The organism is Kitasatospora sp. NPDC057940, from assembly GCF_042887425.1.
Lineage (GTDB): Bacteria > Actinomycetota > Actinomycetes > Streptomycetales > Streptomycetaceae > Kitasatospora.
Genome location: NZ_JBHVPH010000035.1, coordinates 57,151 through 71,195 on the forward strand (window position 1 = coordinate 57,151; position 14,045 = coordinate 71,195).

Genomic DNA, 14,045 nt, shown 5'->3' on the forward strand with positions numbered 1-14,045 from the left:
GAGGGTTGTCCGGACAGCGCTGAACGGCCCGTGGGGACCTCTGGTCCTCGCGGGCCGTTCGGTTGTCACCGGCCGGTTGGACGGGCCCGCGGCCCGGTCTGACCAGGTCGTCGGGGCTCCCGGAGGGCCGCCCGGGGCGGGGTGAAGATGATGTGGGGAATCGCTGAAGGCGCTCGGCGCGGAAGGGCTGTTGACGTAGTGTCATCGCAGATGGACAGCGAGCCGCAGCCATGGGCGGAGTCGCCTGAGGGGTCGCCCCCGACGGCGGGTCCGCATGCGTGCCGCGAGGACGACCAGGCCGCCCCGGGAGGGGTGGCGCCCACCGAAGACCGATCGACCGACCGTCCGACCCACACCCCCCGGGGCGCACGGAACGGCGATCATCAGAGCCGCCCCGGAGCTCTCCCCCCTGCTCCGGGGCGGCTGTCCGCCGTTCCGGGCCGGGTGGCCCGTTCGGTGGCCGTGCCGCTGACGGCGGCGGTCGTCCTGCTGCTGGTGTCGTGGCAGGTGGCGGTGGACGGCCCGCTGCTCGGATGGGACCGCACGGTCCGCGGAGCCGTCCGGACCGCCCACCGGGACCACCCCAGCGCGCTGCTGGACCAACTGGGCCAGATCCTGTCCGACCTGGGCGACAGCGTGCCCGCGATCCCGGTGCTGCTGGCGGCCGGCGTGCTGGCCGCGTGGCGGTGGCGCCGGACGGGGGCGGCGGGGCGCTGGTGGCTGCCGCTGCCGGTGGCGGCGCTGACCGCCGGGCTGATCCCGCTGCTGGTGGTGCCGGCCAAGGCGGCGTTCGCCCGGCCGGGCCCGCTCGGTGATCCGCTGACGCCGGAGCAGTGGGGCTGGTACCCGTCCGGGCACACCGCCACCGCGTCGCTCTCGTACGGGGTGGCTGCGCTGCTGCTGGTGCGGGTGGCGGGACCGTGGGCGGCGCGCCTGCTGACGGCGGGCGCGGTGCTGCTGGCGGTGGGCGTCGGCGCGGGGCTGGTGTGGAGCGACTTCCACTGGCTGCTGGACGTGGTGGCCAGCTGGTGCCTGGCCGCCCTGGTGCTGTGGGGGCTGGCCCGGTGGCTGCCCCGGCCGGGCAGCGGGGGCGGCGGTCAGGCCTCGGGGTCGTCGTTGCGGTGAACGAGGCCGGTCTCGCCGTTGTCGCGGTGCCATTCGATGACGAGTTCGTCGCGGGCGCCGAAGCGGACGAGGTGGCGGCCGACGACGTCCTCCAGGCCGGGCAGGTTCTCCCGCTCGCCCTCGACGGTGAGCAGCAGCGCGTCGCTCCGGGCTTCCAGGGTGGCGGTGCCGGCGCCGAAGACCAGGGTGCCGCGGCCGGTCTCCTCGGAGAAGGTGGCCTCGATCTTGCGGCCCATGTGGGCGGCGAGCTGCTTGGCGTAGCGGGTGGGGCGGTCGGTGGTGACGCGGGCTTCGGAGCGGGGCACGGGCCCTCCAGGATCCGGGGAGGGAACTTAGGGTCCCCTCAGTTGGGGCTACGCTAACCCAGATACTGAGCCAAGCTCAACATTTTTCTCGGGGCGCCGTCCGCCATCGGCCACCGGCCCCGGACCGGCCGATACCCTGGGGCGGACGCCTGCCGAGGAGACCGCGATGACCACCACGCCGACCGACCCGGCGGACCCCTCCCCCGGCCCGCCCGGCGCCCCTGCGGAGGCGGCCGCCGCGGACACCGCAGGCTCGGGCACCACGGCCTCCGACTCCACGGCGGCAGACTCCACGGCGTCGGACGCCACCGCCTCGGACACTGCCGCCGAGCTGGCCGACACGATGACCAGGGCGATCAAGCGGATCCGCCGGCAGACCGGGTGGCAGCTGGAGCCGTACGGCATCACCCCCGGCCAGGCCCGGGCGCTGAACACCCTGGCCCACGCGCCCGGTTGCGAGCTGCCGGACCACGCGATGCGGCTGAGCGACCTCGCCGAGCGGCTGCACATCGCGCCGCGCTCGGCGACCACCGTGGTCGACGCGCTGGAGGAGGCCGGCCTGGTCGAACGTAGGCCCGACCCGGCCGACCGGCGGGCGGTCCGGATCCTGCTGACCGAGGCGGGCCGGGCAGCGGTCGAACGGATCGGACAGGTCCGGCACGAGGTGGCCCAGGCGTACTTCGGCGAGGTCAGTCCCGACGAGCAGGAAGTGCTGCTGCGCGTGCTGCGCGCCGCCGAGGCCCGCTTCCTCGCAGCCGGTCCACCACCGCGGACGGCGCCCCCGGGCGGCCCGTCGCGTTAGACCCCGCCCTGCCCCGTCCTGCACTGGCCCTGCCCTGCCGAGCCCTGCCTAGTTGGCGAGGCCGATCACCAGCCACATGAACCCCACCCCGGCGACGGTGCAGAGCAGGGTGCTGCGGGAGGGGTGCGGGCTGTGGGCCTCCGGGAGGATGTCGGAGGTGGCCAGGTAGAGCAGGAACCCGGAGAAGAAGCCGAGGTAGAGGCCGAGCAGGTGCTCGGGGATGGTGAAGGCCAGGGTGATCGCGGCGCCGGACACCGGGGCCAGCGCGTCCGCCGCGAGCAGCGTCAGCGCCCGCCGCCGGTTGTTCCCGTAGAGCCGGGTGATCGTGTACGTGTTGAAGCCGTCGGCGAAGTCGTGGGCGACGACGGCGATGGCGACGACCGTTCCGACCGTGGTGCCGGCCTGGAAGGCGGCGCCGATCGCGAAGCCGTCCATCACGCTGTGCCCGACCAGGGCCAGCGCGGCGGTCAGGCCGACGCCCTGGCGCCGGCCGCCGTGGGCGTGCGCGTGCTGGTGGCCGTGGGTGTGCTCGGCGTACTCGCTCTCGTGGCCGCGGTGGATGGCGACCGCGCGTTCGACCACGTGGATGGTCAGGAAGCCGACCGCGAACATCAGCAGCGCCTGCGGCACGCCGTGCACCTCGTCCGGCGCCTGGCGCATGGCCTCGGGCAGCAGGTCGAAGGCGACCACGCCGAGCATGAGGCCGGCGGCGAAGCCGAGCACGAGGTGGCGGCGGTCGCCGGTGCGCTGGGCGACGAAGCCGCCGATCAGGGTCATCAGGAACGCCCCGGCGGCGACCAGGACGGCGGTCACCGGGCCGCCTCCGGGTGGGTCGATCCGCCGTTCGGGCGCCGGCGGGTGCCGCCGTGTGGTCTGCCGGGCGCTCTGCCCATTCCTCTCCCCCTGGGGTCCGCCCGTGGCCGGGCCGACCGCCGACCGTATCGGACGACCGTTCGATGGTGATCGCCCGGGGTGCCGTTGCTCCGCCGGTGCCCGTTTTTCCAGCCTCGGGTCGGGTGCGGGGGCTCGCCCGCCGGGCGGTCCGTAGGGGTGAGCTGCGAAGACGGGGCCGGGGACGAGGGTGGGGACGGGGGTCGGGTCGGGGACCGGAGGTGGGGTCAGCGGCTGGCGGCGAGGGGCAGTCCGAGGTGGGTGCGGGCGAGTTCGCTCATGCCGTCGCCGTCGACCAGGTGGATGTGCCGGTGGCTCTCCTCGCCGGTGAGGTCGAGGGCCTCGTCGGCGAAGCGGCCGGTGGTCAGTCGCAGGCCGCGCTCGGCGGACTCCTCCTGGACGGCCTCGGCCAGGGTGGCGATCTCCTCCGCGCTGACCGGCTCGGCGCCCCGGGAGGCCCAGACCACCCAGCGTCCGGGCAGCGCGCTGCCCGGAGCCCCCTCACCGGTGGCGACCAGTCCGGCCGGACCGCGCAGCCGCACGCTCCACTCGGCGAGCCCGCCGCGGGTGAGCAGGTCGCGCACCAGCTGGGCGAACTCGTTCGCGGACAGGTCGGGTGCGGCCGGTACGGCGGCACCCGCCTGCGCGGCGGGCTGCACGCCCACGCGGCCGTACGGGTCCGGGGTGACGGCGGCGCCGAGCTGGCGCAGCCGGACGAGCGCCTCGTCCTGCTCGGCGTCGGCGTAGACGCCTTCGTCGTCGCGCTCCTCGTACGGGGTGGCGGGCGGCAGCAGCCGGGTGCGGGCCAGTGCGTCGCGGTCGGCGTCCACGCTGACCAGGCAGAGCGGCTCGGCGGTGGCGGGCTCGCGCAGCCAGCCGTTGAGCACGACGCCCGCGAGTATCTCGTCGGTGTCGACGGCGTCGGCCGCCTGGAGGGCGCGCAGGGCGAGCCGGGCGACCAGGCGCAGATAGTCGGTGGCCCGGTCCGCCGGCGGGCGCGGGACCGGGACGATGTCGCCGTCCGGGGCGAGCCGGTAGCCGGTGAGCGAGGGCACCAGGTCGAGCGGCGGCAGGTCGAGGTCCAGCACGGCGGTGCGGGTGAGCGGGCGGAAGACCGCCCGGCAGGGGGCGGGCAGGTCCTGGGTGGCGGTCTCGGCGGCGGCGAGCGCCCGCTCCAGCAGCGACTCCACGGCGGCCGGCTCGGACAGCCGGTAGGCCCGCCGGCACTCCTCCAGGCTCTCGTTGTACTCGCGCACGGCGCGGGCCCGGGCCTCCTCGGCCGCCTCGTGGACGCGCCGGGACTCGTCGACGGCCGGGTTGTCGGCCTCGGCCCGGCGGGTGCGCCACTCGCGCAGGGAACGCTGGTGGGCCAGCCGGGCCTGGGCGAGTTCGCGCTGGTAGCCGGAGTCGAGCAGGCTGCGGGCCGGGGCGCCGTCGGGGTCGGCGGTGGCCGGCCCGCCGGGCGCGAAGTCCGCCCAGCGGGGCTCGGCCTCGCTGCCGCTCTCCGGCCCGTCGGCCGGGTAGGGGCGGGGCTCGTAGTGGCGCAGCTGGCTCTCGAAGTCCATGGCCGAGACGGGCAGTGCGGCCCGCCGGAGCAGGTCGGCCAACCGGTCGTGCTCGGCCTGGACGGTGAGCGTGCGGTGGTGGGTCAGGGCGGCGGCCCGGCCGTGGGCGGCGATGGACTCCTCGGGCTCGGCCGGGCCGTCGCCGGACGCAGCACCACCGAACGCTGCACCACCGGACGAACCGCCACCGGACGCGCCGTCATCGGGCATGCCGTCATCAGGCGTACCGGGGGCGGCCGGGCCGGGGTCGGCGGCGTCCGGGTCCAGGCCCTGGCCCTGCCCCTGGTCGGTGGTGAACTCTCTGAAGACCGAGGCGAGGAAGCCCGGTCGGGGGAACTGGACGGTGGCGGTGCCGTCGGGCTGGCCGTCTGCTGAGTGCTGCATCGGTCGTCGTTCCCCCATGCTCGTCCGGCGCCTGCCCGGGGCGGCCGGCGACCCTGCGGCCCGCCCCTGCCGGACATTGTCCACCGAACGGGCGGCAGTGGTCAGCCCAGCCTCTCAGTTGGTCCGGGTGTTGGTCAGGTGCAGGCCGATGTAGCCGACATAGATCCGGCCACTGCCCGAGCAATCGTCGAGGTAGTGCAGCCGGGGCGCGGTACGGCCGCCGCCGATCCGCAGGTGTGCGCCCATGAAGGCGCGCCGGGAGGCGTCCACGCTCTCCGGGACGGGCAGCATCCGTTCGCGCTTCCACTTGGTGTGGCTGAACACCGTCCGGGACTCCCCGCGCACCGCCTTGCGGGGCGGGAAGTGGTGGCAGCCCTCCGGTGTGTGCTCGCACCACTGTTTGAAGTCGCCGCCGGCCGTGCCGCGGACCGCCGCCTCGGCGTACTCCTGGAGGGCGGTCAGCCCGTCCCAGGCGAGCCGGGCCCAGCCCGCGCCGGAGCACCGGAGCCCGTCCAGGGCGAGCGCGTTCTTCTGGTCACCGGTGAAGGTCAGCAGCGGGAACTCGTCGATCCTGGACATGAGTTCGGTGAAGGTCTCCGGCTTCGCGGGCCGGGCGGACGGCTTGGCGGCGAAGTGCCCGGCGGCGCCCTGGAGGATGCAGTGGCGCCCGGTGAGGGCACGGGAGCCGGCCCGTACGTGGCCGTCCCGGCTGTCCCGACCGTCGTGGCGCTCGCGGAGCTCCGGACGGTCGCGGCCCTCATGACCCTCGCGGCCGTCCTGCTTGTCCCGGCTGTCCCGACCCACGCGGTTGTCCCGGCGCTCGTGGCGCAGGGTGCGCCGGACCCGCTCCAGCTCGTCGGCTCTGGCCTGCTGCTCGGCGCGGTCCTGCTGCTCCTCCCGGACGAGCGCGGCCAGCTCGGCACGGGCGGCGACCGCGTCCCCGGCCGGGCTGACGGCCCCGCGGGGCGGCGCCGGGGCGACCCGCAGCACCGGGACGGCCGCCAGCGGGGGCGGCAGCGGCAGGTCGGCGGCGAGCCGGCGCGGCTCGCGGGCGAGCAGCCCGGCCGCGCGGCGGATGTCCTGCTCTATTCGCCCCCGGGCGAGCACCGGGTGCCGGGCGCCGTCGCACCGTGAGGCGGGGTCGACCTCGGGCAGGTAGGTGCGCACCGCTCCGCCGTAGACGCTGTGGTACTCCAGCGCGACGTTGAACCCCGTCCGGGCGCCCGGGTCCAGGACGTAGGCCGTGGCCAGGCCGGGCAGCTGGTGGCAGAGCGGGCGGATGACGTCCTCGACCCAGCGGTCGAGCGGGAGGTTCACCGGGACGCTGGCGACCACGACGGGCAGCCGGCGCTCCGGGTCGCAGAGCTCGTCGATCAGGCCGTCGACCTCGCCGGCGGTGATCACCCGGGGGGCCGGGTGGACGGCGGCCGGGCCGTCGGTGGCGTCGAGCAGCGGCAGGAGGGTGCGGGCGAGTTCGGGCACCGGCACCCGGCAAGGGGTCCGCACGCCGTTGCCGGTGCTGTGCGTCTCGGCCTCCAGCCGGACCCAGGTGGGGCCATCGGCCCCGGTGGCCACGGTCAGGGTCAGCTGCTGGGTGCCGTGCGGGGTCGGGGTGCGCAGGCGTCGGCGGTCGTAGCGGCCGGCGGCCGGGCCGCCGCGCAGCGGGCCCTGGTCGCGGTCGAGCAGGACCCGGTCGCCCAGGCGCAGTCGCTCGGCGGCGGGGGCCGGTCGGGACTGCGCCGGTCCGGACCTCGTCGGTCCAGGGGGTGTCAGTTCGGGCGGTTCCGGTCGGGTTGGAGCCGTCCCCGTCGAGGCCGGTCCGGCCGGGGGCGGCCCGGTGAGGGCGCGGGAAGCCGGCGGGGGCTCCTCGCAGCCTTCCTGTTTGAGCCAGGCGGCGAGCTGCTCGTCGGCCAGGGCGACGGCCTCGCGGTGCGGGAGGGTGGTGGTGACGGTCATCCGGTAGGGCGTCGCGGGGCCGGTCAGGTCGGCGCCGGCGGGCGACGAAAAGCGGTCTGAGGTCATGCGCATACCTCCGTGGTGCGGGGTGGGGTCTGGTGTCCTCCATCGATGGGTTATTCGTCCGGTTCGGCCGGATCCTTGCCCAGGAAACGCCACGGCCCGGAGCGGAAGTTCCAACTCCGGGCCACGTCAATACGTTCGGGTGAATCTGCTCAAGCCGCGCACCGCGTGGCGCGGCTCCCGGTCCGACCCGTCCTCATCGCCGGACGACGGACGACGGGCAACGGGCGACGAGCGGCAGCGCCGGAGCGGCCCTGCTCGGATGTCGGCGGGTCAGGCCCCGGCGGGCCGGGCGCCACTGCGACTCCACTCGGGCTCCACGACCGGCACCGCCAACGGGCAGCCGACCGGGGCGGCATAGCTCGCGATCAGCACCACGGGCTCGTCCCCGAGGTTGCGCCCCACGTGGACGTGGACCGGTCCGGCCTCCTCGACCAGCGAGTCCCCGGCCCGGCTGACCTCGACCCGGCCGTCGTGCAGGGTCCGGGTCAGCGTCCCGGACAGCACCACCACGTCCACCCGACCCGGGTGGTAGTGCCAGCCGGTGCTGGCCCCCGGCGGCAGGGTGACGGTCTGGACGACGGGCATCTCGGGGCGGCTTCCTGCTCGACGACCGGACCAGGCTAGGCACGCCCCGCAAGGCTCCGAAACGGATCGGCCGCGATCTGGCCGAATAGGTGGCCAAAAGCGCCGCCGCCCGTCTGCTCCGGCATCAGACCGGCACCTCGACGTACGTCCGGCCGGCCGGGACCGCAACGGCGGTACCGCCGGTCGCCTCGGCCAGCCAGGTGTGGAAGGCCGGCACCTCCGGCTGCGGTACGCCCACCTCGATCCGCACCCCGGCCGGTTCGTAGGCCAGGTCGCTGACCGTGTACCCGGCCGCCCGCAGGTCGTTCTCCACCCGCCCCGCGCGCACGTGGTCGGCCGTCACCGCGAGCAGCGACACCGGCCGCCGCTCCAGCAGACCGACCTCGTCCACCGCCTCGGACACCGCGTTCCCGTACGCCCGCACCAGGCCGCCCGCGCCGAGCTTGATGCCGCCGAAGTACCTGGTCACCACGGCGGCGGTGTCGGTCAGGCCGCGTCGGCGCAGGACCTCCAGCATCGGCACCCCGGCGGTGCCGCCGGGCTCGCCGTCGTCGCTGGAGCGCTCGCGGCGCTGCTCGTCGCCGACCACGAAGGCGGTGCAGTTGTGCCGCGCGTCCCAGTACTGCTTGCGGATGCCGGCGATGAAGGCCTGCGCCTCCTCCTCGTCGGCGACCCGGGCGAGGTGGCAGATGAACCGGGACTTCTTGATCTCGGTCTCGTGGCTGCCGGCCCGCCGGATGGTGAGGTACGGCCTGGCGGTCGGTTCCGGCGTGGCGGACATGACGCGGTGGTTCTCCCGGAAACGGCGACGGCTGGCGGCGCGCACCCCGGGCGTCCCGGGGCGGCACCGCCAGCCTAGGCCCTGGGCGGGCTTCGTCGGCCGGTCGCGGGGTCAGCGCCCGGCCAGGGCGTCCAGCCGGGCGCGGTCCAGGCCGGTCAGCGCGGTGACCTCGGCCGGGTCGACGGCGCCGCAGTCCAGGCCGCGCAGCAGGTAGCCGCTGAGCGCCCGGGCGGTGGCCGGCTCGTCCATCACGTCGCCACCCGCCTTGGCGACGTACGCGGCCAGCCGGGCGGCGGCGGCCGCCAGGCCCTCGCGGTAGAAGGAGTACACCGCGACGTAGCGGGTCGGCAGGTGCGCCGGGTGCATGTCCCAGCCCTGGTAGTAGGCGCGGGCCAGCGAGCGGCGGACCAGGTCGTGGTGGAGCTTCCAGGCGGCGTGCACCTGTTCGGTGGAGCCGGCCGGGATGACGTTGGTCGAGCCGTCGGAGAGCCGGACGCCGGTGCCGGCCGCGGCCACCTGCATGACCGCCTTCGCGTGGTCGGCGACCGGGTGGTCCATGCTCTGGTGGGCCGCGCTGACGCCGCAGGAGGCGCTGTAGTCGAAGGTGCCGTAGTGCAGCCCGGTGGCGCGGCCCTCGGCCGCCTCGATCATCCGGGCCACGGTGGCCCGGCCGTCCGGGCCGAGGATGGCCTGGGTGGTCTCGATCTGGATCTCGAAGCCGATCCGGCCGGCGGGCAGCCCGGCGCGGCGCTCGAAGTCCTCCAGCAGCCGGACCAGCGCGGTGACCTGCTCGGCGTAGGTCACCTTGGGCAGGGTGAGGACCAGGCCGTCCGGCAGGCCGCCGCCGGCCAGCAGGGTGGCCAGGAACAGTTCCAGGGTGCGGATGCCGCGGTCGCGGACGGCCGCCTCCATGCACTTGATCCGGATGCCGAGGTACGGCGGTGCGGTGCCCTCGGCCACGGCGGCGGCGACCAGTTCGGCGGCGCGGACGGCGGCGGCGTCCTCCTCGGCGTCCGGGCGGGGTCCGTAGCCGTCCTCGAAGTCGATCCGCAGGTCCTCGACCGGCTCGCGCTCCAGCTTGGCGCGGACCCGGGCGTGCACGTCGGCGAGCAGGTCGTCGTCGGCCACGCCGAGGGCGCGGGCCAGCTCGGCGGGGGTGCCGGCGTGGGTGTCGAAGGCCTCCAGGGCCTGGCGGCCCCACTCCCTCACGGTGTCGGCGGCGAAGGCGTCGGCCGGGACGTAGACGGTGTGCACCGGCTGCCTGGTCCCGGTGTCGCCGGGGTAGCGGCGCGCCAGGTCGGCGTCGACCGGGGCGAGCAGCGCCTCCACGGCGGCGCGGGCGGCGGCGGAGAAGGAGGCCCCGCCCGTCGGTCCGTTACCGTCGACCTCGACCTGCGACATCCGCACTCCTCCATGCCGGACCAACACTTCAACAGTTTGTTGAGGCGAAGGTAGCTCCGGCCGGAACGGGCGTCAATGGCCGACCGAGCGGTGGACGCAGGAGCCTTCGACGGAGCGTCCGGCCGAGGCGGCCCGGGTCAGTCCCTCCCGGCGGCGGCGTAGCGGTCGCGCAGCTGCGGGTAGAGCTCGGCGACGTCCTTGGGGTGGACCGAGCCGTCCGGGCGGTTGCCGGTGACGCCGTACTGCTTGGTCAGCCACTCGGCGAGGCGCTGCGGGTCGGGCTGGTGCTCGTGGTTGTCCATGTAGCTGACCAGGGCGTCGTAGGCCAGGTCCGGATCCAGCCGGGACGGGGCCGAGCGCGGCGCGGACTCCTCGTCGTGGACGGGGGGCTGCTCGGCCGCGACGAACTGCTCGCCGTGGACGGGCTGCTCGGCCTGGGCGGGCTGCCCGGGGTGACGGGGCTGCGGCTCGGCGGCGAGCCCCGCCGCCTGGGCGGCCTGGGCCTGGGGCTGCTGCGGGAGGACCGGCTCCTCGGCGACCGGGCGCGGGGGCTTGAACCACGGCGAGGCCTGACCGGGCACCCGCCCGCCGGGGGCGGCGTCGGACGGGTGGCCCGTGGTGCGCACCGGGCGCTCGGTCCACACGTTCAGCTCCTCGCGCTGCGGCTGCGGGGCCTCCTGCGCCACGCCGTCCGGCTCCTGCGCGGCGCGCAGCCGGACGGCCGCCAGCTTCGCCAGCATCGGCGCGGCCACCTCGGCGGACATCGGCGCGACGGCGGCCGGGGCCGGGGCCGCGGCCGGTTCGGGCTGGGGTTGGGTCTGAGCCTGGACCTGGGCCTGGACCTGCTGTATCTGCTGCGGCTGCTGGGCCGGCGCCGGGCGGGCCGAAGCGGGAGCGGGAGCGGCGGCGACGGGAGCCACGGGGGCGGCGGCCTCGGCCGGGGCGATGGCCGTGGCGGCGCGGCCGTCCTGCCGCTGGAGCTCCAGTGCCTCCTTCTCCGCCAGAGCCTCCCGGGCCTCGCGCTCGCGCGCCTCCTCGTCCAGACGGTCGAACAGCGTCGGGTCCAGCGGCACCCCGTACTTGGCCAGCTTGAGCGGCAGCAGGGCCTGGATCGGCGCCGAGCGGCGCCAGCCGCGGCCGTACCGGAAGCGCAGCTGCGCCCGGTAGACCAGGCGGTTCTGCTCCAGCCGGACGACCTCGTCGTAGGAGCGCAGCTCCCAGAGCTTCATCCGGCGCCAGAGCTTGAAGGTCGGCACCGGGGAGAGCAGCCAGCGCATCACCCGGACCGAGTCCATGTGCCGGTCGGCCGTGATCGCCGCGATCCGGCCGACCGCGTGCCGGGAGGCCTCGACCACGACCACGAAGAGCACCGGGATGACGGCGTGCATCCCCATGCCGAGCGGATCGCCCCAGGAGGCGGCCGCGTTGAAGGCGATGGTGGCGACGGTCAGCACCCAGGCGGTCTGCCGCAGCATCGGGAAGGGGATCCGCAGCCAGGTCAGTACCAGGTCGAGCGAGAGGAGCACGACGATGCCGGCGTCGACACCGATCGGGAAGGCGTAGGAGAAGGCCCCGAAGCCCTTCTCCTCGGCCAGTTCGCGCACCGCGTTGTACGAGCCCGCGAAGCCGATGCCCGAGATGATGCAGGCGCCGGCCGCGACCAGGCCGAGCAGGCCCCGATGGGCCTTGGTGAGCGTTGGGCGTGCCATTACGTCTATCAACCCCTGGATGTCGGCTGCTGCCGTACGCTGCCTCGGCTGCCGGTTCCCGCTTGTCGGGGCGCCGGACGGCTGAGCGACCTCCGGGCTCGGCCCACCGGAGTTTACTCGTACACCTGTTTCAGCGTTTCCGCAGCCTGGCGTGTCACCGTCCGGGGCCGACGACCCGCCCGCCGTGGACCGGGCGGATCGTCAGCCCTTCGGCCCGGCCGTTCCGTTGAGGTAGGTCAGCACCGCGAGCACCCGGCGGTTGGCGTCCTCGGCGGGGGCCAGTTCGAGCTTGGTGAAGATGTTGGCGATGTGCTTGGCCACCGCGCCGTCGCTGACCGCCAGGCGGGCGGCGATCGCGGAGTTGGAGCAGCCCTCGGCCATCAGCTCCAGCACCTCGCGCTCGCGCGGGGACAGCCGCAGCAACGGGCCGGGCCGACGCGAGGTGGTCTGCATCAGCTTCGCGATCACGTCCGGGTCCATCGCCGTTCCGCCGGCCGCCACCCGGCGGACCGCGTCGATGAACTGGTCGGCGTTGAACACCCGGTCCTTCAGCAGGTATCCGATCCCGCCGGTGCCGTCGGCCAACAGCTCCCGCGCGTACAGCTGCTGGACGTGCTGCGACAGCACCAGCACCGGCAGGCCCTGGATCTCCTTGCGGGCCTTCAGCGCCGCCTGCAGCCCCTCGTCGGTGAGCGTCGGCGGCAACCGGACGTCGACCACGGCCACGTCCGGCCGGTGGGTCAGCAACGCCTCCAGCAGTTCGGGGCCCGTCTCCACGGCCGCGGCGATGGTGAAACCGTGCGCTTCCAGCAGCCGGATCAGGCCTTCGCGAAGGAGGTAGAGGTCCTCGGCGAGGACAACTCGCACGGCAGCTCCAAGGTGATGGTGGTCGGACCGCCCGACGTGCTGTCGATGGCGAGGACACCGTCGAAGGTACCCAATCGCCGCTCGATCCCGCGCAGGCCGGTGCCCCGGGAGGGATCCGCCACGCCCACCCCGTCGTCCGTCACCGTGATCCGCAGGAGCCCGGCCCGGTACAGGATGTCCACCCACACCTGCTCCGCCCCGGAGTGCTTGGCCGCATTGGCCAGCAGCTCGCAGATGCTGAAGTAGGCCGCCGCCTCCACCGGCGCCGGCGGACGGTCCGGCAGGCTCACGCAGACCTCGGTCGGCAGGGCGCTGTCCAGCGCCAAGGCGCGCACGGCGTCGCCCAGTCCACGTTCGGCGAGCACCGGCGGGTGAATGCCGCGGACCAGGTCCCGCAGTTCCTGCAGCGCCCGGGCCGAGGACTGCCGCGCCTCGGAGAGCAACTCCCGGGCGGCCGCCTGGTCGGTGTCCATCAGGTGCTCGATCGTGCCCAGCGTCATCCCTATCGCGACCAGTCGCGCCTGCGCACCGTCGTGCAGGTCCCGTTCGATCCGTCGCAGCTCCGCTGCCTGGTCGCCGACCGCGTCCGCCCTGGTCTCGGTCAGCTCGGCCACCCGCCTGGTCAACTGGGCGTGCGTCGCCCGGCCGTCCTGGTCCAGCACCCGGCGGGCCACCTCCGCGTACCCGCGCACCGCGTACGGCGCCACGAGCACCCCGACCGCCACCATGCCGAGCCCGAGCGCGGCGCTCAGCAGGACCGACACCAGGCGTGCGGGCACCGGCCCGAACCCGTCCACGGGCAGCGGCGTCAGGATGCAGGCCATGCCCAGCACCATCAGGACGGCCAGCGGGCCCGCCAGCACCACCACGAGGGCGGGGTTGACGGCCAGCCAGGCCACCTCCGACCGGGTGGTCCGGTCCCGGGCACCCCAGTGCAGCAGTTGCGCGTACTTCGCGACCGTCCGGGAGCGGTGGTACGAGTAGCCCGTCCACCAGTGCCCGCGCTCGTCCAGCTCCAACGCGGGCCGGGGCTGGTACACGGCCGGCAGGCGGATGCCGTACCAGCGCTCCAGCTGCTGGCGCGTCCGGCTCGCCGTGCGGCGCACGAACAGGGCCGCCACCAGGGCGCCGGCGACGGCCGCCAGCCCGAGGCCGAACAGGACCACCGGGTAGTAGGAATCCTGGAAGACCGAGGCCGTGACCCCACCCGCCGCCACCGCCGCCCCCACCGGCAGCACCAGCCCCGGCACCGCGCCCGCCACGAGGAGAGCCAGCCGCGCCAGCCCCTGGCCGCCCGACGCGAAGGCCGCCTCGGTCTGCGCGCGCACCGTCGCGCCGCTCGTTCGACTCGCTGTTGCCACGGAAGCTCCTGATGCCGGTCTCGATCGTCCTCCACAAGTGTTCACGAACGACCCGTTCCAGGCACTGGCCATGCCACCCCAATTGCGAGGTGGTCCTAGCACCACCTGCGGGTGGACATGGCCCGAGCGGATTCTTGAGATTGCCCGGAAATGCAAAGAACCCCCATCCGGTTTCCCGGATGGGGGTTCTCTGTGAATGATTGTTCGGCGGCGTCCTACTCTCCCACAGGGTCCCCCCTGCAGTACC

12 protein-coding genes are annotated in these 14,045 nt (G+C 74.9%); 2 read left to right on the plus strand and 10 right to left on the minus strand.

Going from position 1 to position 14,045, the window contains the following annotated elements:
• Positions 1–456: 456 nt before the first annotated feature.
• Positions 457–1,125: a phosphatase PAP2 family protein gene (locus tag ACFVTF_RS34270; protein ID WP_387817942.1), complete on the plus strand. Its 669-nt coding sequence runs from the start codon at positions 457–459 to the stop codon at positions 1,123–1,125.
• Here the strand turns inward: ACFVTF_RS34270 and ACFVTF_RS34275 are convergent.
• Positions 1,098–1,430, minus strand: a complete 333-nt coding sequence (locus tag ACFVTF_RS34275) for a DUF2218 domain-containing protein (RefSeq protein ID WP_387817943.1) — start codon at positions 1,428–1,430, stop codon at positions 1,098–1,100. The two genes, ACFVTF_RS34270 and ACFVTF_RS34275, sit on opposite strands and share 28 nt — an antisense overlap.
• 166 nt (positions 1,431–1,596) lie before the next feature.
• Between ACFVTF_RS34275 and ACFVTF_RS34280 the strand changes: the two genes are divergently transcribed.
• Entirely contained in the window at positions 1,597–2,232 is a 636-nt protein-coding gene (locus ACFVTF_RS34280) for a MarR family winged helix-turn-helix transcriptional regulator (protein ID WP_387817944.1), read from the plus strand.
• 48 nt (positions 2,233–2,280) lie between these two features.
• Here the strand turns inward: ACFVTF_RS34280 and ACFVTF_RS34285 are convergent, their stop codons facing one another.
• The 9 genes from ACFVTF_RS34285 to ACFVTF_RS34325 form a co-directional block, all read right to left on the minus strand.
• Positions 2,281–3,009 carry a ZIP family metal transporter gene (locus ACFVTF_RS34285; RefSeq protein WP_387817952.1) on the minus strand — a complete coding sequence of 243 codons (729 nt, stop codon included), beginning with the start codon at positions 3,007–3,009 and terminating at the stop codon, positions 2,281–2,283.
• 341 nt (positions 3,010–3,350) lie between these two features.
• The gene (locus ACFVTF_RS34290; RefSeq protein WP_387817945.1) at positions 3,351–5,072 is read right to left on the minus strand and encodes a restriction endonuclease; all 1,722 of its coding nucleotides are present in this window, start codon (positions 5,070–5,072) and stop codon (positions 3,351–3,353) included.
• A 114-nt stretch (positions 5,073–5,186) separates the two neighbouring features.
• On the minus strand, positions 5,187–7,094 hold the full coding sequence (locus ACFVTF_RS34295; RefSeq protein ID WP_387817946.1) for a hypothetical protein: 1,908 nt from the start codon (positions 7,092–7,094) through the stop codon (positions 5,187–5,189).
• 270 nt (positions 7,095–7,364) lie between these two features.
• A complete protein-coding gene (locus ACFVTF_RS34300; RefSeq protein ID WP_387817947.1) occupies positions 7,365–7,679 on the minus strand; it encodes a cupin domain-containing protein in 315 nt (104 codons plus the stop codon).
• A gap of 124 nt (positions 7,680–7,803) precedes the next feature.
• Entirely contained in the window at positions 7,804–8,460 is a 657-nt protein-coding gene (locus tag ACFVTF_RS34305; RefSeq protein ID WP_387817948.1) for a YigZ family protein, read from the minus strand.
• A 111-nt stretch (positions 8,461–8,571) separates the two neighbouring features.
• Positions 8,572–9,861 (minus strand): DUF6986 family protein, encoded by a 1,290-nt coding sequence (locus ACFVTF_RS34310; protein ID WP_387817949.1) that lies wholly within the window; start codon positions 9,859–9,861, stop codon positions 8,572–8,574.
• Between the two features lie 137 nt (positions 9,862–9,998).
• Positions 9,999–11,570 (minus strand): DUF2637 domain-containing protein, encoded by a 1,572-nt coding sequence (locus ACFVTF_RS34315; protein WP_387817950.1) that lies wholly within the window; start codon positions 11,568–11,570, stop codon positions 9,999–10,001.
• A gap of 201 nt (positions 11,571–11,771) precedes the next feature.
• On the minus strand, positions 11,772–12,437 hold the full coding sequence (locus tag ACFVTF_RS34320) for a LuxR C-terminal-related transcriptional regulator (RefSeq protein WP_371516994.1): 666 nt from the start codon (positions 12,435–12,437) through the stop codon (positions 11,772–11,774).
• Entirely contained in the window at positions 12,389–13,798 is a 1,410-nt protein-coding gene (locus ACFVTF_RS34325) for a sensor histidine kinase (protein WP_387817951.1), read from the minus strand. The genes ACFVTF_RS34320 and ACFVTF_RS34325 overlap by 49 nt, the downstream gene beginning before the upstream one ends.
• Between the last annotated feature and the right edge of the window lie 247 nt (positions 13,799–14,045).

Excerpts from the sequence above, each read along its gene's own strand:
- ACFVTF_RS34295 (WP_387817946.1), bottom strand. The coding sequence starts at position 7,094 with ATGACCTCAGACCGCTTTTCGTCGCCCGCCGGCGCCGACCTGACCGGC.
- ACFVTF_RS34305 (WP_387817948.1), bottom strand. The coding sequence starts at position 8,460 with ATGTCCGCCACGCCGGAACCGACCGCCAGGCCGTACCTCACCATCCGG.
- ACFVTF_RS34300 (WP_387817947.1), bottom strand. The coding sequence starts at position 7,679 with ATGCCCGTCGTCCAGACCGTCACCCTGCCGCCGGGGGCCAGCACCGGC.
- ACFVTF_RS34280 (WP_387817944.1), top strand. The coding sequence starts at position 1,597 with ATGACCACCACGCCGACCGACCCGGCGGACCCCTCCCCCGGCCCGCCC.
- ACFVTF_RS34290 (WP_387817945.1), bottom strand. The coding sequence starts at position 5,072 with ATGCAGCACTCAGCAGACGGCCAGCCCGACGGCACCGCCACCGTCCAG.
- ACFVTF_RS34285 (WP_387817952.1), bottom strand. The coding sequence starts at position 3,009 with ATGACCCTGATCGGCGGCTTCGTCGCCCAGCGCACCGGCGACCGCCGC.
- ACFVTF_RS34310 (WP_387817949.1), bottom strand. The coding sequence starts at position 9,861 with ATGTCGCAGGTCGAGGTCGACGGTAACGGACCGACGGGCGGGGCCTCC.
- ACFVTF_RS34315 (WP_387817950.1), bottom strand. The coding sequence starts at position 11,570 with ATGGCACGCCCAACGCTCACCAAGGCCCATCGGGGCCTGCTCGGCCTG.